The sequence below is a fragment of the Saccharopolyspora sp. NPDC049357 genome (assembly GCF_040677225.1).
In the GTDB taxonomy this organism is placed as follows: Bacteria; Actinomycetota; Actinomycetes; order Mycobacteriales; family Pseudonocardiaceae; genus Saccharopolyspora.
In genome coordinates this window covers 30,531-48,214 of the sequence record NZ_JBFAQJ010000041.1, presented here as the reverse complement: position 1 = coordinate 48,214, position 17,684 = coordinate 30,531, and the positions used below count along the sequence as shown (strand labels likewise).

The following is a 17,684-nucleotide window of genomic DNA, read 5'->3' as shown; positions in this document are numbered from 1 at the left end:
GAGGACCGCTGAGGTGCCCTCAACGTCGTCTCACACCCGGTCGGCGGCGATGAGCAGGTACTGGAAGCTGCCGGAGGTGTAGGCGTCGATGAAGGTCTGCTCGATGCCGGTCGCCAGCGGGGACTTCGCCCGCAGGCGCCAGTAGGGCAGCGTCATCTCGGTCATGTCGACCACCTCCGTGGGCACCAACCTGTTCGCGGACATGGCGCGGAAGTAGTTGGAGCGCGGGTGGATGTCGCAGATGTAGTGGGCGTTGATGGTGGACACGGCGCGCGAGGGCAGGCCGTAGACGTCGTTGTAGCAGCCGGTGATCGTCACGTAGCGGCCACCGCGCGCCAGCAGCCGGGAGTGCTCGGCGAACAGGTCGTGCAGGTCCACGTACATCGTGGACTCGTTGTTCCAGATCGCCTGCATGCAGCCGGATTCGAAGCCGGTGCCGAGCATGTTCTTCAGGTGGAACGCGACCTTGCCCTCGACCTCGCGTTCCTTCGCCTGCTCGTTGGCGAACTCGACCTGCTTGCGGGAGATCGAGATGCCGTCGACCTGGCAGCCGAACCGGTCGTGCGCCATGAAGCAGGAACCGCCGCGGCCGCACCCGGCGTCCATGATCCGCTGATCCGGTTGCACCGCGCCGAGGTGGTCGAGCAGGAACACGGCCTGCTGGGTCTCCAAGCGGTGCAGTTCCCGGGTGGTTCGTTCCCGTGCGGTGTCCGGATCGCCCTCCACGACCGACCAGTCCGGCTCACCGATGCCGTAGTGGTGGTGGAAGTAGCCGTCGACCTCGCCGAGCTCGATGTTGACCGGGTTGGCCTCCTTGTTCCAGTAGTCCGCGACACTGCCCTGGTAGTGGCTGGCGACAGAGGTGTTCGTGCTCATCGTCCGAGTCCTCCCTTGTTACGCGGCGTGGCGTGCGGTCGTGAAGTGCCAGTGCCTGCATCCGGCGATCCACGCCCACAGGCCGGTCAGGTAGCGGGCCACCGCCGGATCCGGAAGGGCCGCGGTGGTGCGTTCGGTGTCGGTTTCGAGTTCCTGGATCAGCTCGTTGTGGACCTCGCAGGACTTGATGAACGCTTCGTCGAGCGGGATGTGCTCCTCGGCCTGGATCGCGGCGGGGAGGTTGAACGGCAGCCCGGGGCCGCGGATCTCCCGCTCGCAGGAGGCCAGATCGTTGTGCAGCGTGGCGATCAGCGAAGCGCGAGCGGTGCAGTCCTGCACCAGTGGGTGGGCGTAGAGCTCCGGCGGTATTTCGTAGCCGTCGAGCATGTCGGTGAGCGCGAGGCACGGCCGGAACGAGTTCATCTGCCGGTTGGCGAGGTACTGCCAGACCGGGGGCAGCCGGTTGATCAAGCGCCAGCCGTTCTCCGCGTTGTAGCCGAGGTAGAGCTGGGCGATGTCGTGCGTGGTGCGTCGCGCCTGGGCGGGCGTGCTGAACCTCTTGAGGTCGTTGAACGCGTCGTGCTGCGCTCGCAGCACCGGGTCGTCGTTCCGGTGCTTCTCCCACAACGCCTGGTAGGTGCCGGTCAGGCACGGGGCGTCGATCGCGGACTGGGCCAGCGAGAGGTTCGGCCCGATCTGCTGGTCGTCGGCGGCGCGGCGGCTGTTGGTCTCGCAGAAGTAGTCGTCCACCACGGTCTCGGCGATGATCATCTTGGTCGCCGCGGTCATCCGCTCGACGTCGTCGCCGCCCGGGTGGCACAGCGTGATGCCGCGCCCGGGATCGTGGTCGTAGACGCCGGCGACGTTCTCCTCGGTGCCGAGGCCCATCTCGTTCATCCAGACGATGACCCTGCGGTTGAGCTCCGCGGCCAGCTCCGGCCGTTCGGGCGGCGTCGGCGGGCAGTACAACGGCGTCGTTCTCCGCTGCGTGCCGGAAGGCGTGCACGCGCTGGTGCCCCACACCCCGTCGGTGTGCTGCTGCCGGGAGGGCACCGGTGTGTCGTGCTGGACGAGCTCGATCACAGGGGCTCCTCCCGTCCGATCTCCACGTGCTCCAGCAGGCCGACCGCATCCGGGACCAGCGGGGCGACGCTGTAGTAGGCGGTGACCAGGTAGCGCACGATGGCCTGCTCGGTGATGCCCATGAACCGCACGTTCAACCCCGGCTGCACCTGGTCGGGCAGCTCTCCGGGCCGCAGCCCCACGACACCCTGCCGGCCCGCACCACGCCGCATCGCGATGATCGTCGACGTGTTGTGCTCGGTGACGCCGATCTTGCCCAGCGGGTACACCGGCACACCGCGCCAGGTGAGGGCTTTCGAACCGTCGCTGAGCTCGGTGGCGTCGACCACCAGCCCGCGGCGGTTGCACTCCCGCAGGAACGCCGTGATCGCCTTGGGGTGCGCGAAGAACGCATCCGTGGATCGCCGCATGGACAGCAGATCGTCCATGTCGTCCGGCGTGGGCGGCCCGCCGCGGGTGGAGATCCGCTGGTCGAAGGCCGTGTTGTGCAGCAGCCCGAAATCCTGGTTGTGCACCAGCTCGTGCTCCTGAGTCTCGCGGATCTCCTCGATGGCGAGCCGGATCTGCTCCTCGGTCTGGTTCATCGGCTGGTTGTACAGATCGGCGACCCGCGTGTGGACCTGCAGGACCGTCTGCGTCAACGACAGTCCGTACTCCCGGGGGGTCAACTCGTAGTCGACGTAGCTCCCGGGCAGGCCGACCTCGCCCGCGTGGCCCGCGGAGAGGGCGACCTCGGCCTCGCCCTTGCGGTTCTGCGGGAGGTCCCGCCGTCGTGCGAACGCCGCCAGGTGCGTGCGCAGGCTCTCCGCGTTGTCGCGCAGTTCTTCGAAGGCGTTCCAGTTCAGAACCAGGACCGTGCCCGAGGTCGCGCAGCGCAGCGTGGCCGACCAGGTCGGCTCGTCGACTCCGACCGCTTCGTCACCGACCTGCGCGCCATCGGTGATCACACCGAGTTTGTCGACGGTCCCGTACTCACCTGTCGCGAGCCGCTCGATCCGGCCGTGCGCGACGATGAACACCTCCCGGACGGGGTCTCCCTCCGCCGCGAGGACTTCGCCGGGATCGACCGTCCGAGGCGTGAACAACCTGGCGAGCCGCGTCAGCACGTCGACGTCGGAATAGCCGCGCAGCGCGGGCAGTTCGGCGAGCGTTTCCGGAACGACGCGGACGTCGGTTCCTTCCTGGACGAACGCCACGCGACCGCGGCCGATCTTGTGCTGCAGGCGCCGGTTCACCCGGTACGTCCCGGCTTCGACGGTCTCCCACGGAAGCTGGTTGAGCAGATGCCGAGAGCTGATGTTCTGCATCTGCGGAGGCGTCTTGGTCGTGGTCGCCAGCAGACGCGCCGCCTCGGTCTGCAGCGATGAGAATGGAACGTCAGGGGGTGCAGTCACGTCACGAACCTTTCGTCGGTGAACTCGACTGTGCAGCCGTCGGGCGCCCGAAGAGTTCTCGGCGCCGCGGAAAGGGGTTGTCGATGTGGTCGCCGCGAATTCAGAATTTGTTGCGCAGCAGATGAACGCGGTTCACGATATGTGAATTCAATTGTGTGGAAACGACGTTTTCGCCCACGGGTTTCCGGTACCGATCTGGCCGGGACCGAGTCTATGGCAACGATTTTCGCGCCTGTACAGATAATTGTGTGACGGCCATTCGTGGCGTCCACATCGTTTGCCGATCGGTTCATCCGTGCGACCGCGCATTCTGCGGCGAAGCCGAAAGCGATGATGTTCGGGAGAATTCCGGCCGACCATCCCGAACCGGTCTCGCGCAGCGCGCGCACCGACCCACATCGCCGACGCGTGCTGGTTCAGCCCTCGACCACGTGCCCTCGGCCTGCTGAGCCGGGGCGCGGCGCCCGAGCCGGCCGCGGTCGAGGTCTACACTTGGGCAGCAGTGATGCGCGTCACTGCGAATCGAGCTGACCGTGAGCTGGTGGTGACATGACCCGGCGTCTGGGCAACCTCCCCGGCTCGGAGACCGTCACCAGCTTCGTCGGCCGACGGGCGATGGTCGGTGAGGTTCGAACGCTGCTCGGGTCCGCCCGGCTGGTGACGCTGCTCGGCCCCGGTGGGATGGGCAAGACCCGGTTGGCCATTCGCGTCGCCGAGACAGCGCACCGGGCTTTCGCGGACGGCGTCTGGCTCGTCGAGCTCGCCGAGCTCAGCGATCCGGCCCTGACCGATCACGCCATCATCGACGCCCTCGGCGTCCCGGACCGGTCGGCGGAGTCCGCCGAGGAGGTGCTGGTCGAGCACCTGCAGGACAAGAACCTGCTCTTGGTCATCGACAACTGCGAGCACCTGCTCGACGCGTGCGGGAACCTGATCGCCGCCGTGCTGCGCGCGGCGCCCGGGGTGCGCATCATCGCGACCAGCCGCGAAGCGCTGCACGTCCCCGGGGAGCACGTCGTCCCCGTTCCCCCGCTCAGCTTCACCAACGACGAAGGTCGCGCGGACCGCAACCCCCTCAAGTACGAGGCGGTCGAGCTGTTCGTCCAACGGGCGGCCGCCGCGGTACCCGGGTTCACCCTCGATGCCGAGAACCGCGAGGTCGTAGCCAGGTTGTGCGCCCGGCTCGAGGGGATGCCGCTGGCCATCGAGCTCGCTGCGGTGCGGCTCCAGGCGATGGGCGTCACCGAGATCCTGGACCGCCTCGAAGACCGGTTCCAGGCGCTGTCCACCGTGATCCGGGGCGCACCGGCCCGCCAGCAGACCCTGCGCGCTGCGGTGGAGTGGAGCTACGCGCTGTGCTCGCCCGCCGAGCAGACCGCGTGGGCGCGGCTGTCGATCTTCCCAGGAGGATTCGACCTCGACGCGGCCCTCGCCGTCATCGGGCACGACTCCTTGACCGCGCAGGAGGCCACCGACGCGGTGACGGGCCTGGTGAGCAAATCGGTCGTGCTCCGCCAGACCCACAGCACCGGAGCCCGCTACCACATGCTGGAGACCATCAGGCAGTTCGGCCGGGAGCTCCTCCACGGCAGCGACGCCGAGCTCGACGTGGGCCGGCGGCACATGCACCACTTCGCCGACCTGGCCACTCGCGCCTGCCAGGACTGGTCGGGACCGCGGCAGCGGGAGTGGGCCTCGATGCTGCGGCGCGAGCAGGTCAACTTCCGGGAGGCGCTCCGCTTCGGCTTCGACAACGACGCGGACCCGTCCGTGGCGGTGCGGACGACGGTGGACCTGCGCCACCTCTGGGTCATGGGCGCCAGCCGCGAGGGCCGGGAGTGGATCGACAAGGCTCTCGCCGCGCTCCGCGCCGACACGCCGCTGCGGGCCAGGGCGCTCTGGGTGGCGGGATGGGTCCGCCAGGTCCAGGGCGAACCGATCGGTTCCACGACGATCTTGACCGAGTGCGTCGACGCCGCCAGGCGACTCGGCGATCAGGTGACGCTCGCCCGAGCCGAGCAGTTCCTCGGCGTCAACGAGCTGCTCGGCTACCACCTCGACGACGCGGAGACGCTGCTGTCCGGTGCCCAAGCGACCTATCGGTCGCTCGGAGCTGCGGACTCGGAGTCGCTGATCGGGTTGGCCGCCCACGGCTGGCTGCGCCTGATCGAGGGCGACAGCCAGGAGGCCGAACGGATCGCCGAGGAATGCCGCCGGCTCAGCCGGGACATCGGCGAAAGCTGGGCGGCGACGTGGGCGCTGTGGGTGCTGGGGCTCATCGGCTGGACCCGTTCAGACGAGATCCTCGCCACGGCGGCGCTGCGCGAGGCCATCGAGATCAAGCGAGACCTCGGCGACTGGCTCGGCATCCCCTGCTGCGTGGAGGTGCTGGCCTGGATGCTGGCGGAATCCGGCCAGCACCGGCGCGCAGCCCGGCTCATGGGCGCGAACCGGGAGCTCTGGCTACCGATCGGCCAGCCCATGTTCGGCTTCGTCACCTACCTGGAGGCCCACGAGAACTACACCGCCACCCTGCGAGCGGCGCTGGGCGATGCGCAGTTCGAAGCGGAGCACACCGCGGGCACCCACCTCTCACCGGACGCCACCGTCGACTACGCGCTCGGGACACCTCGACAGACCCGCAGGGCCGATTCCTCACCGCTGACCCGCAGGGAAGGGCAGGTCGCACAACTCGTGGCGGAGGGACTGTCGAACCGGGAGATCGCCGAGCACCTGATCATCTCACCGCGCACCGCCGAGGCGCACGTCGAGAACATCCTGAGCAAGCTGGGCTTTACGTCGCGGGCGCAGATCGCCACCTACGTCCGCGCGGATCTCAGCCCTGATTCCCGTCCGGCTCAATCCCGGTGAGCCGGACGTCCTCACGCCTCGCGGGGTGAACGTCGTCGAGGTCCGGGACTCGGGCATCCGCGGGCAGCCGGGGCACGGCAGCCATGCCCACCGCTACGCGGACCGCCTCGAGGTGGGTCCGGCAGACGGTGCGAGCGCGGTCGGGCCCAGGCCGGGCGCGGGTGCCCACGGAGTCGCAGATCCAGTTGCCGGTGCACGGGTTGCGATACACATGGGATGTCTGTTGCGGCGCATGACTTGTGTTTCGAGGCGAAGACATGGTCGAGCTTTCTCACGTGATGCCGAGGGCGGGTCTGATGCCCTCCAAAGTCCCCCGCGGACGCTCGCTCGAACAGGGCAGAACTACCGAGTTTCCTACGTAGTTCGCCCTCGATCTCGGCAGGCCGCGCACCCCCCCACCCCGGGATACGCAGCCAACTACGCAGTGCCACGGATGTCTCCGCGACCGGGACCTTGGACCCTGGACAAGTCCCAGAACGTCCGACCTAGGCACCCCGATGCTCTTGCAGAAGAACGGACAGCACCAACGCCCCCGTGCGGATCGACCCGCACCCGCTGAGATCCTGCGGTTCGGCGAACGCTACGCGCATCTCCGCGACCGTCGTCTGGCCGACGTTCTCATCAGGGAGGACGTCGCCGAGGACCGCGAGGAGCTCTCCGGCCTCGAACGCATCAGCTGCCACGTGCACCGCCGGTGGGCGCACGAGTGCATCAGCTCCCCGACGCACGTCATCGCCGTCACCGGGCACCGCTGGTGCCGCCCGTGCGAGGCCGAAGCAACCGTCGCGGTGGACGAGCTGACGGGCGACGTCTCCGTGGACTGCACGCGCTGCGGCCTGAGCCCGGCCACGCCGGCGACACGGCAGATCCTCCGCACCTGCCGAGCGAGCCTGGCCGCCGCCCTCGAGAACCGCCGCAAAGCGAAGACCACCGCCGGCTGACACCGCGGCCCCGACTGGTTCCAGGGCGCTCGTCAGCCGGCATGGGGCGCACAGGTGGGTTCGGTGCTCTCGAACAGGCCCTGCGCGTACTCATCAGCGGCCTGCTGCCGGGCTTTGTAGTGCACCTTCTTGCCCGTGGCGGTCATCGGCAGCGAGTCGACGAACCGGTAGGCACGGGGGCGTTTGTACCCGGCGAGCATGGGGTGCTGGCGACAATGCCGCTCGCAGTCGGCGACGCCCAGCTCGCCGCTGGCAGGCACCACGTAGGCGACCACGAGACGGCCCCACCGCTCGTGCGGAATTCCGACGACCATCGAGTCCTCGACGTCCGGGTGCTCGTTGAGGACTTCCTCCACCTGCACGGGGTGCACGTTCTCCCCGCCGGAGACGATCATGTCGTCCTTGCGTCCGACGATCGTCACGTACTCCTCGGAGTCCCACGTGGCCAGGTCACCGATGTAGAGCCAACCGTGGTGGAACTTCGCGGCTTCCTGCTCAGGGGCGTTGGCGTAGGCGTAACCGCACTTCGGCGACCGGACGATCACCTCGCCGACCTCCGAGCCGTCCTTGGCCACCGTCTCGTCGGGAGTCGCCAGCCGATCGTCGAGAACCTTGACCACGGCCACGTCGTCATCGGTGCAGGCACGACCGGCGCTGCCCGCGTGCTCTGGCAGATCGGCCGGGCGCAGGAAGCTGTTCCAGAACGCCTCGGTGGTGCCGTACCCGTTGAAGATCCGCGGGCAGAGGACCTCCTGGTAGTGCAGGGCCGCCTCGCGCTCCAGCGGTGCACCCATCGTGACGATGCCGCGCAGCGTGGACAGATCTCTCGGCCGCTCCGACTGGACCTGCGTCAGCATCGCCAGGTTGGTCGGTGCGCCGACGAGGAAGGTCAGACCGAACCGCTCGACGTGGTCGAGGCACAGCGCCGGGTCGAACGTCCGCATCGGCACGACCTGCGCGCCCAGGTAGAAGGCCGGGTTCGGCCCGCCCGCGTACAGGCCGCCGCGGTGGAACCACGGAGTCATGTTCAGCACGCGGTCCTCCGGGGTCAGGAGGAAGTGCATGATCACGTCGTGCGCGCTGAAGATCTCGACCACGCTGTTGAGCGGCACGCCCTTGGGCATGCCGGTCGTGCCCGAGGTGTACAAGCGCGTCGTCTCCTCGTAGACCGTGCGCGAGACGACCGGAGGCTGCGTCCCCGGTGCGGCGAGGAGGTCTTCGAACCGCACCGCCGAGGCACCGTGGTGCGCGGACGGCGCTTCGCCATCACCCACTTCGACGATGAGCTCCGGACGATGCTGCGCGCGTTCCAGGGCTCCCCGCGCGACCTCTGCCAGCGCAGCGTCGTACACGTAGGCGCGTGTGCGGCTGTCGTCCAGGATGAACGCGGTTTCGCCCGGTGAGAGGCGGAAGTTGATCGGAGATCCCACCGCGCCGCAGGCCTGGGTGGCCAGGTAGAGCTGTGCGAACTCCGGGCCGTTGTAGAGCTGGTAGACGACCACGTCCCCGGGTCGCACGCCCGCTGCGGCCAGCCCGGCGGCCAGCTGGTCCACGCGGGTCCCCAACTCCTCGTAGGTCCAGGGAGCGCCGGTTCGCGGGCAGTGGATCGCCACCCGATCGGCGAAGCGGTGCGTGTTGCGCCGAAAACCGGCGAGGTAGGTGAACTCGTGCTCGAAGAACCGCTTGTACGCCGCAGGATCGTAGGTGTTCATGCTTCAGTCCTCCTCGTTGAGGGTGAAACTCGGGGCTGTCATGGGCCGGCTAGTTCCCCTTGAACGCGGGCGTGCGCTTGTCCAGGAAGGCGCTCGCACCTTCGAGCTTGTCCTCGCTGGTGTAGAGCAGGGCCTGCGCCAAGCGCTCGATGACCATGCCGGTGCGCTGGTCGGCGTCCGTGCCGGAGCGGATCACCAGTTTCGCCAAGCGCACGGCCAGCGGACCCTTGTTCAGGATCTGCGCCGCGGTCGCGCGCGCGGTCGCCATCAGGTCAACCGGCGGGACGACCGAGGTGACGAGACCGATCTCGCGTGCCTGCTCGGCATCGATCCGGCGGCCGGTGAGGATCATCTCGCTCGCGCGGCCGGTGCCGACCAGCCGCGCCAGGCGTTGCGTACCGCCGGCACCGGGCAGGACCGACAGGTTCGTCTCGGGCAGGCCGAACTGCGCGTTGGTGGCGGCGATGCGGATGTCGCAGGCCATCGCGAGTTCGCATCCGCCACCGAGGGCGTAGCCGTTGACCGCGGCGATCGTGGGCTTGTCGAAGGCCTCGACCTCGTCGTGGAGCCGCTGCATCTCGGAGGCGAGCCCGGTGTGCTTGGTGTAGTGCTTGAGCTCCGCGATGTCGGCGCCTGCGACGAACGCCCGGTCACCGGCGCCGGTGATGACGACGACGCCCACCCCGTCGTCCTGCTTGAACGCCGCCAGCGCTGCCCTCAGGTCGTTCTGAACCTGGCGGCTGACCGCGTTGCGCACCTCCGGGCGGTTGATCGTGACGACCGCGACGCCATCGGCGATCTCGGTGCGCAGTGTCTGGTAACTCATCAGTCGCTCCTACCGAAACGCCGGCAGGCCGGTGATGGCCTGTCCCATGATCAGGGAGTGAATCTCGCCGGTGCCCTCGTAGGTCATCACGCTCTCCAGGTTGTTCGCGTGGCGCAGCGGTGAGTGCTCGAGGGTGATCCCGTTGCCGCCGAGGATGGTCCGGGCCTCTCGCGCGATCGCGATCGCCTCGCGGACGTTGTTGAGCTTGCCGAAGGAGATCTGCGGCGGTTTCAGCGTTCCGGCGTCCTTCATCCGCCCGATCCGCAAGGCCACCAAGGTGCCCTTCTGGATCTCCAGCACCATGTCGACGAGCTTGTGCTGGGTGGTCTGGAAGCCCGCGATCGGCTGGTCGAACTGCGCCCGGCCCACCGCGTAGGTCAGGGCGGCCTCGTAGCTGTCACGAGCGGCGCCCATCGCTCCCCAGATGATCCCGTAGCGCGCCTCGTTCAGGCACGAGAACGGTCCTCTGAGCCCGACTGCTCCGGGAAGCACCGCCTCTGCCGGCAGGCGCACGTCGTCCAGCTCGACGTCGCACTGGATGGAGACCCGCATGGACAGCTTCGGTTCGATCGGCGTCGCGGTGAAACCCGGTGAATCCGTCGGCACCAGGAACCCGCGAACGCCGTCGTCGGTCTGGCACCAGACGACGGCGACGTCGGCGATCGACGCGAGTCCGATCCAGCGCTTCTGCCCGGAGAGCACCCAGTCCGAACCTTCTCGGCGGGCCGTGGTCCGCATGCTCGACGGGTCGCTGCCCGCGGAGGGCTCGGTCAGTCCGAAGCAGCCGATGAGCTCTCCGGCGGCCATGCCCGGAAGCCACAGCTGCTTCTGCTCCTCGGAGCCGAACGTGTGGATCGCGCTCATCGCCAGCGAGCCCTGCACGCTGACGAAGGTCCGCAGCCCGGAGTCCCCGGCCTCGAGCTCCATGCACGCGAGCCCGTACTCGACCGCGCTGCGGCCCGCGCAGCCGTGGCCTTCCAGGTGCATGCCGAGCACGCCGAGGTTCCCCAACTTCGTGGTGATCTCCCGGGGGAAGGTCGCCGACTCGTACCACTCGGCGATGTGCGGTGCGATCTCCGAGCCGACGAACGCCCGCACCCGGTCGCGCAGTGCGATCTCGTCGGCGGAGAGCAAGGAGTCCAGGTCGAGGTAGTCGTCGGCCAGGCTGCCCGTAGCGCTGTGCGCACCCGTTGCCGCTGGGGTCGCAGTTGTCATGTCCGTTCTCCTAGATCGAGGTGCCTCGAACAGCGCGGAAACCTGTTGGCCGAGCTCGTTTCGCCAACGCGGGTCTCAGCTCATCGTCAGGCCGCCGCTGACGCTGACGGTCTGGCCGGTGATGTACTCGGCCTCGTCGGAGGCGAGGAACGCCACCGCGTTGGCGAGGTCCTGCGGATCTCCGAGGCGGCGGAGCGGGATGGCCTTGGTCAGCGCCTCGCGCAGCTTCGGGCTGTCTCCACCGATGGAGGCGAACAGCTCGGTGTCGGTCGGGCCGGGGCACACGCAGTTGACGTTGATCTGGTCGCGGGCCATCTCGCGCGCGATCGTCTTGGTGAAGGCGATCACGCCGCCCTTGGCGGCCGAGTAGACCGCCTCGCCGGAGGAACCCACGCGCCCGGCGTCGGAGCCCAGGTTGACGATGGCACCCCTGCCCCGCTCGACCATCAACGGCAACACGGCCTTGGTCGTGTGGAGCATCCCGAACAGGTTGATCGCAACGACTCGCTCCCAGTCGGCCTCGTCGCTGTCGATGAACGGTCCGGCCTTGTCCCAGCCGGCGTTGTTGACCAGAACGTCGACCTGCCCGAACTGGCTGCGCACCTGACCGACCATGGCCTCGACGGACTCCTTGGAGGTCACGTCGGCGCGCAGCCCGATCGCCTTGCCGCCGATCGCCGCAGCGGTAGAAGCCGCAGTGGTCTCGTCGATGTCGGAGACGACGACGGTCGCACCCTCCTCGGCGAGCTTCTCAGCGATCGCGCGACCGATTCCCCGGCCCGCGCCGGTCACCACTGCGATCTGGCTGTCCAGTCGTCCCATTTGCGTTCCTTCCACGCTCACCGGCTGAGGCCGGTGCGGGTTGTCGATGCGGTTGCAGCGGTGGGTGGCTCACGGCGCCTTGGCGCGCCCGAGCTTCTCCCTGGCGATGATGAGTTTCATGATCTGGGCGGTACCGTCCCCGATCTGCAGCCCCAGCACGTCCCGGAGACGTTGCTCGACGGGCAGATCGGTGCGGTAGCCGTACTGGCCGTGCAGCAGCAGGCAGTTCTGGATGACGTCGAACGCCGTCTTCGGAGCCCACCACTTGCACATCGCGGCCTGCGCGGTGTGCGACAACCCCCGGTCCTTCAGCGAAAGCGTCTGGTGGCACAGCAGTCTGGCGGCCGACAGCAGTGTTTCGGCCTCGGCCAGCGGGAACGAGACGCCCTGGAACTTGCTCAAGGGCTTGTCGAATGCCTCTCGCTCGCTGACGTGGCGCCAGGTCTCGTCCACTGTGATCTGCGCGATCCCCACGCACTGCAGACCGATGAGGGCACGGCTGAAGTCGAAGCCCTGCATCACCTGAGTGAAGCCCTCGCCTTCCGCTCCCAGCAGGTGGTTCGCGGGAATCCGAACCTCGTCCAGGTGCACGGCACCGCGTCCGACGGCCTTGGTGCCCATGTCCGGATACGGTTCGCGCGTGACGCCGTCCAGGTGCAGCGGAACCAGGAAGGCGCTGATGCCCTTGCCACGCGCCTCCTGATCACCGGTCCGCGCGAAGACCACGACGGCCGCGGCCTCGTTGCAGAACGACAGCGACTTGATTCCGCTGAGGACGTAGTCGTCCCCGTCCCGGCGCCCCCGCAAGCGCGGCATCCCGGCGTCGGATCCGGCGTGGGGTTCGGTCAGCCCGATGCCGACGATCTCCTCACCGCTGCAGATCTTGGGCACCCACTCGGCTGCGATCTCCGACTCGGCGTTGCCGGCCAGGATCTGACCCACCAGTGAACCGACGATCTGCAGGTAGGACACGGAGAAGTCGCCGCGAGCGATCTCCTCGGCGAGGATTCCGGTCGTGACCCGGTCGCAGTCCCGGCCGCCGAGCGACGCCGGGAGCTCTGGAGCGATGAGCCCCAGTTCCCCCATCTCCCGCCGCACTTCCGGCTCGACGAAGCCCTTCTCCTCACGCGCCCGGTACGAGGGGGCGAGGCGTTGCTCCGCGTAGCGGCGCGCCTCGTCTCGGTACCGCCGCTGGTCCGTGGACAGCGTGAAATCCATCGCCGCACTCCCGCTCGTGGTCGAGGTGATCACGGGTCTCAGACCGTGGCGTGCTTGGTGAAGTCGGGCGTGCGCTTCTCGGCGAACGCCGACGCGCCCTCCTGCGCCTCATCCGTCTCGCCGAAGACGCTGAGCGCGGACATCGCCAGGTTGCTCAGACCGGCCTGGTGATCGGTGTCGGCGTTGAAGGACTGCTTGAGGAACTTGATGGCGGTCGGGCTCAGCACCGCGATCTCCTCGGCCCACCGCTTGGCCTCGTCCAACAGATCCGCGCCCGGCACGACCGCGTTCACCAGGCCCCAGCGCTCGGCCGTCGCGGCGTCGTACTGGCGGCACAGGAACCAGATCTCGCGTGCCCGCTTCTCCCCCACGACCCGCGCCAGGAACGCCGACCCGAAACCCGCGTCGAACGAACCCACCCGAGGCCCGGCCTGACCGAACTTGGCGGTCTCCGCTGCGATCGAGAGATCGCACAGCACGTGCAGCACGTGCCCGCCGCCGATCGCCACGCCGTTGACGGCGGCGATGACCGGCTTCGGGATGTCGCGGATGAGCTTGTGCAGGTAGCCGATCTCGAACAGGCCGCTCTCGGTGGGCCCGTAGTCCCCGGTCTCGGCGCGCTGCTTGACGTCCCCGCCGGTGCAGAACGCCTTCTCCCCGGTGCCCGTGAGGATCACGACGCGCACCCGCGAGTCGGCCCACGCCGCGCGAAACGCGGCGATCAGCTCCTCGACCGTCTTCCCCCGGAAGGCGTTGTAGCGCTCCGGCCGGTTGATCGTCACCACGGCGGCCGAGCCTTCGACCGCGTACTGGATGTCCTCGTAGCTGCCCATGGTCGCGCTCTCCTCACCCACACTGCTCGCTGACCTGCGACGGAACAGCCAGCGAGGCCGGATCGAACGTCTATTCACGCGGAATGAACGTAGGTTCACTTGCGATGAATAGTGGTTCATTTTCTGGCATGATGTCAAGGGAGGGCTCACGAACCGCGCCGACCTCGGAGCGACTCGTGAGGCGCGCTGCAGCCCCCAGCGGTGGCGAGCGGGGCATCTGTGAACATGGAGCCATCGAGAATGAACGGACGTTCACCGAAGCGCAGGGAGACCGACGTGACCACGACAGCCCGGTCGGAGCCGCAAGACCCCAACGAGGCCGCTCGCGCGGTCCGCGCGGAGTGGCGCACCCGGCAGTTGCTCACGGCCGCCGCCCGGCTGATGGAGCGGGACGGCTTCCACGGGGTCTCGATGCAAGCGCTCGCCGACGAGGCCTCGGTCAGCGTCGGGCTGATCTACCGCTACTTCGGCAACAAGGACGAACTGCTGCTCGCCGTGATCGTCAACGTCCTCAACGCCTTCGCCACCCAAGTGCCCGCGGCGATCGAAGCCGCCGGTGACGATCCGGTGGAACGCATCGCAGCCGCGTTCCGGGCGCACTGCGAAGTGATCGACGAGCACCGGCACGCCGCGGTGCTGACCTACCGCGAGAGCGGAACCCTCAGTCCCGAAGGCCGCAACAAGATCAAGCAGATGGAGATCGACACCAGCGAGCCGCTGCGCAACTCGATTCGAAGCGGTGTGGACTCCGGCCGGCTCGTCGACGTGGACGTCGAGCTCGCAGCCCACGACTTCCTCCTCATGGCCCACGGCTGGGCACTGAAGCACTGGCACCTCGAACGAACGATGCAGTTCGAGGACTACGTCACGAAGCAAACAGCACTGCTGCTCAGCGCACTCCTCGAGCCGGAATGCCGGAGCCGGTACGAACACCTGCTCGCGACGGGCTAACGCAACCGATCCGTCCGCAAGCCATCCCCACCTGATCCAAGATCATTCCGCTGGCGCTTCTCAGCGCCGGTCAGCAGCGTTGGCAGGAACAGGCCCGGCACCGGCGACTTTCACTCCGCATCGAGTCGCCCCACCGCCAACCATCGTTCATCCAGCGGTACGGCACGAACCCTCGGCTCGTCACTTTCATCTAGATGAATGGAGGCGTGACCGCGCAACCACGTGCCCGACGCCTGACCGTCGGGGCGACCTTCAACCTTCGTGACGTCGGTGGCTACCCAGTCACCGGCGGTGGCCTCACCCGCTGGGGCATGCTCTTCCGCTCCGATGCCGCTCGATTCGCCGAGAGCGGACAGGAGGAACTGGCGAACCTCGGCCTGCGGACCGTCATCGACCTCCGGGAAGACGCCGAACGCGCCGCGCTGCCAACCGGTCTCGACGAGCTGGTTCCGCGGGTGCTGGCGAGCCCGCTCGATCCCCACGCCCTGCTGTCCGACCTCCAGCCCGGTTCCGACGACCTGCTCGGCGAGCTGTACGTCGCGCTCGTGCGCGAGCGTGGCGATCTGATCGCCGCGATCGTGAACGAGCTCGCGCAGGACGGGGCACTGCCCGCACTCGTGCACTGCGCGGCGGGCAAGGACCGGACGGGCGTGGTCATCGCCTTGGTGCTCAGCGCGATCGGTGTTCCCGACGACGTGATCCACGCCGATTTCGCGCTCACCGCCGAGTACCTCACCGAGAGCTTCTTCGCCAACATGCCCGGCGAGTCCGGGGCGGCCGATGTCACGGACGAGTCGCTGCGCACCGCACGCCCCGAGTCGATCAGCGCGATGTTGCGCGCGGTCGGGGAAAGCCACGGATCCGCCCGCGAATACCTCGTCGCCAACGGAGTGCCCTCGGACCGGATCGACCACCTCCGCACAGCCCTCACCGCGCGAACGGAAAGGAAACACCCGTGAAGATCGTTCAGATCTCCGACACCCACCTCACTCACACGGGCGGCCCCACCGAGGACGGTTTCCGCCTCCTCGTCAAGCACCTCAACGAGGAGGTTCGCCCCGATCTCGTCGTCCACTCCGGCGACATCGTGGTGTTGCACCCCGACGACGCCGCCGACCGAACCCATTCCAAGGCGCTCGTGGACCTCATCGAGGCTCCCCTGCTGGTCGTGCCGGGCAACCACGACGTCGGCCAGCCCGGGCTGAACGCCTGGGCCGGGATCAACGTCACCGACGAGCGCGTGGCCGCCCACGAAGCGGTGTGGGGCCCCGACCACTGGCGGCATGACGACGAGGCGGCCGTGCTGCTCGGGATCAACAGCGAGCTGCTCACCTCGGACCTGCAGCGCGAGGCGGACCAGTGGCGCTGGCTGGAGAAGACCCTCGCCGAGCTTCCCGTCGGCGTCCCGGTGCTGCTGTTCCTGCACAAGCCGTTGTGGGCGGTCACCGATGGCCCGACCGAGCATCAGGTCGACGTCGGCCCGGTCGCACGGGACCGGCTGCTCGGCCTGCTCGACGGAGTCGAGCTGCGTGCGGTCGGCTCCGGTCACCTGCATCAGTACCGGCAGACCCAGCGCGACCAGGCGATCGAGGTGTGGGCGCCCGCGACGGCGTTCCTCGTGCCCTCCGAAGACGACCGGCTGCCCGAGACCCGTCACGAACTCGGCTATGTCGAGTACGTCGTGGACGACGGCGAGGTGACGGCGGAGTTCCGGACCGTGCCGGGCATGCCCCAGCTCACCGTCGAAGATGTCCCGGCGATCGCCGAGGCCATCGCGGCCATGACCGCGGAGTAGGACATGGCGACCATCCAACTCCAAGGAGTTTCCCGGCGGTTCGGCGAAACGGCGGCGGTGAGCGACGTCAGCCTCGAAACCGACCGCAACGAGTTCCTGGTGCTGCTCGGTCCGAGCGGTTGCGGCAAGACCACGCTGCTGCGGATGATCGCTGGTCTGCTCCCGCCGAGCGAGGGGCGGATCCTGGTCGACGGCAAGGACGTCACGGCGCTGCCGCCGCGTGAGCGCGACCTGGCCATGGTCTTCCAGAACTACGCGCTCTACCCGCACCTGACGGTCGACCGGAACCTGGGTTTCGGGCTCAGCGTCCGGCGCATCCCCAAGGAGGAGCTGCGGCGGCGGGTGAACGAGGTCGCGGAGCTGCTCGACCTGGGTCCGCTGCTGCGCCGCCGCCCCAAGGAGCTCTCCGGCGGACAGCGCCAGCGCGTCGCGCTGGGCCGCGCGATGGTGCGCGACCCGAAGGCCTTCCTCATGGACGAACCGCTGTCCAATTTGGACGCGAAGCTGCGGTCGAGCACCCGAACCCGGCTGATCTCGCTGCACCGCCGACTGGACACCACGTTCGTCTACGTCACCCACGACCAGATCGACGCCATGACCATGGCGACCAAGGTTGCCGTGCTCAACGGTGGGCGCATCGAGCAGCTCGGGACGCCGGTGGAGATCTACGACGAACCGGCATCGGCGTTCGTCGCCGGGTTCATGGGTGCGCCGCCGATGAACCTCATCCCGGCTGAGCTGGGTACCGACGCCGACGCACGGCTGGTGCTGCGTGCGCCCGGTGTGGAGATCCCGCTGCCGCGCACCGCCGGGAGAGATCCCGGGGTGCGCGAGGTGCTGCTCGGCATCCGGCCGGAGCACCTGACGCCCGTAGCGGCCGATCACACCGGACCCGCGCTGCGCGGACGCGTGGACATCGTCGAGAACCTCGGCAGCGAGGAGATCGCCGATTGCGAGATCGGCGATCTCCGGGTGAGCGTCCGCGGGGCGCGGCCGATCGGCCTGAACCCCGGTGACACCGCAACGCTCGCCGTGCGGCCAGATCTCGTGCACCTGTTCAGCCGGCAGAGCGGCCGGCGCCTGGAGTGGCTTCCCGAACCGGAAAACGCCGATTCCGTCCTCGTTTCCTGATCATCGAAGGATTTCC

General features: G+C 68.4%; 15 protein-coding genes. 6 read left to right on the top strand and 9 right to left on the bottom strand.

Going from position 1 to position 17,684, the window contains the following annotated elements:
• Nucleotides 1–30 precede the first annotated feature (30 nt).
• The 3 genes from AB0J91_RS26880 to AB0J91_RS26870 are packed head-to-tail and all read right to left on the bottom strand — an operon-like array spanning nucleotide 31 to nucleotide 3,353.
• Nucleotides 31–876: a geranyl diphosphate 2-C-methyltransferase gene (locus tag AB0J91_RS26880; RefSeq protein ID WP_363874130.1), complete on the bottom strand. Its 846-nt coding sequence runs from the start codon at nucleotides 874–876 to the stop codon at nucleotides 31–33.
• A gap of 18 nt (nucleotides 877–894) precedes the next feature.
• Nucleotides 895–1,959, bottom strand: a complete 1,065-nt coding sequence (locus AB0J91_RS26875) for a family 2 encapsulin nanocompartment cargo protein terpene cyclase (RefSeq protein WP_363874127.1) — start codon at nucleotides 1,957–1,959, stop codon at nucleotides 895–897.
• Entirely contained in the window at nucleotides 1,956–3,353 is a 1,398-nt protein-coding gene (locus AB0J91_RS26870; protein WP_363874124.1) for a family 2B encapsulin nanocompartment shell protein, read from the bottom strand. The genes AB0J91_RS26875 and AB0J91_RS26870 overlap by 4 nt, the downstream gene beginning before the upstream one ends.
• Nucleotides 3,354–3,902: 549 nt before the next feature.
• On the opposite strand from AB0J91_RS26870, the gene AB0J91_RS26865 reads away from it, so the two are divergent.
• On the top strand, nucleotides 3,903–6,224 hold the full coding sequence (locus AB0J91_RS26865; RefSeq protein WP_363874121.1) for a LuxR C-terminal-related transcriptional regulator: 2,322 nt from the start codon (nucleotides 3,903–3,905) through the stop codon (nucleotides 6,222–6,224).
• Between the two features lie 497 nt (nucleotides 6,225–6,721).
• Entirely contained in the window at nucleotides 6,722–7,165 is a 444-nt protein-coding gene (locus AB0J91_RS26860; protein WP_363874118.1) for a hypothetical protein, read from the top strand.
• 32 nt (nucleotides 7,166–7,197) lie between these two features.
• Here the strand turns inward: AB0J91_RS26860 and AB0J91_RS26855 are convergent, their stop codons facing one another.
• From AB0J91_RS26855 to AB0J91_RS26830, 6 genes are all read right to left on the bottom strand, one after another.
• Entirely contained in the window at nucleotides 7,198–8,877 is a 1,680-nt protein-coding gene (locus AB0J91_RS26855) for an AMP-binding protein (RefSeq protein ID WP_363874115.1), read from the bottom strand.
• A 49-nt stretch (nucleotides 8,878–8,926) separates the two neighbouring features.
• On the bottom strand, nucleotides 8,927–9,703 hold the full coding sequence (locus AB0J91_RS26850) for an enoyl-CoA hydratase-related protein (protein ID WP_363874112.1): 777 nt from the start codon (nucleotides 9,701–9,703) through the stop codon (nucleotides 8,927–8,929).
• A 9-nt stretch (nucleotides 9,704–9,712) separates the two neighbouring features.
• The gene (locus tag AB0J91_RS26845) at nucleotides 9,713–10,918 is read right to left on the bottom strand and encodes an acyl-CoA dehydrogenase family protein (protein ID WP_363874109.1); all 1,206 of its coding nucleotides are present in this window, start codon (nucleotides 10,916–10,918) and stop codon (nucleotides 9,713–9,715) included.
• 75 nt (nucleotides 10,919–10,993) lie between these two features.
• Complete coding sequence (locus AB0J91_RS26840; RefSeq protein WP_363874106.1) at nucleotides 10,994–11,740, bottom strand: 3-oxoacyl-ACP reductase family protein; 747 nt, start codon at nucleotides 11,738–11,740, stop codon at nucleotides 10,994–10,996.
• Nucleotides 11,741–11,809: 69 nt separating this feature from the next.
• Nucleotides 11,810–12,958 (bottom strand): acyl-CoA dehydrogenase family protein, encoded by a 1,149-nt coding sequence (locus AB0J91_RS26835; RefSeq protein WP_363874103.1) that lies wholly within the window; start codon nucleotides 12,956–12,958, stop codon nucleotides 11,810–11,812.
• A gap of 38 nt (nucleotides 12,959–12,996) precedes the next feature.
• Nucleotides 12,997–13,791: an enoyl-CoA hydratase-related protein gene (locus tag AB0J91_RS26830; protein ID WP_363874100.1), complete on the bottom strand. Its 795-nt coding sequence runs from the start codon at nucleotides 13,789–13,791 to the stop codon at nucleotides 12,997–12,999.
• Between the two features lie 276 nt (nucleotides 13,792–14,067).
• Here AB0J91_RS26830 and AB0J91_RS26825 point away from each other — a divergent pair, with 276 nt between their 5' ends.
• The 4 genes from AB0J91_RS26825 to AB0J91_RS26810 all read left to right on the top strand — a co-directional run bounded on the left by AB0J91_RS26825 (nucleotide 14,068) and on the right by AB0J91_RS26810 (nucleotide 17,668).
• Nucleotides 14,068–14,742, top strand: coding sequence for a TetR/AcrR family transcriptional regulator (locus tag AB0J91_RS26825; protein WP_363874097.1), 675 nt, complete (start codon nucleotides 14,068–14,070; stop codon nucleotides 14,740–14,742).
• A 206-nt stretch (nucleotides 14,743–14,948) separates the two neighbouring features.
• The gene (locus tag AB0J91_RS26820; protein WP_363874094.1) at nucleotides 14,949–15,701 is read left to right on the top strand and encodes a tyrosine-protein phosphatase; all 753 of its coding nucleotides are present in this window, start codon (nucleotides 14,949–14,951) and stop codon (nucleotides 15,699–15,701) included.
• Complete coding sequence (locus AB0J91_RS26815; protein WP_363874091.1) at nucleotides 15,698–16,537, top strand: metallophosphoesterase; 840 nt, start codon at nucleotides 15,698–15,700, stop codon at nucleotides 16,535–16,537. Before AB0J91_RS26820 ends, AB0J91_RS26815 begins: the two co-directional genes overlap by 4 nt.
• Before the next feature lie 3 nt (nucleotides 16,538–16,540).
• On the top strand, nucleotides 16,541–17,668 hold the full coding sequence (locus AB0J91_RS26810) for an ABC transporter ATP-binding protein (protein WP_363874088.1): 1,128 nt from the start codon (nucleotides 16,541–16,543) through the stop codon (nucleotides 17,666–17,668).
• The last annotated feature ends 16 nt before the right edge of the window (nucleotides 17,669–17,684 follow it).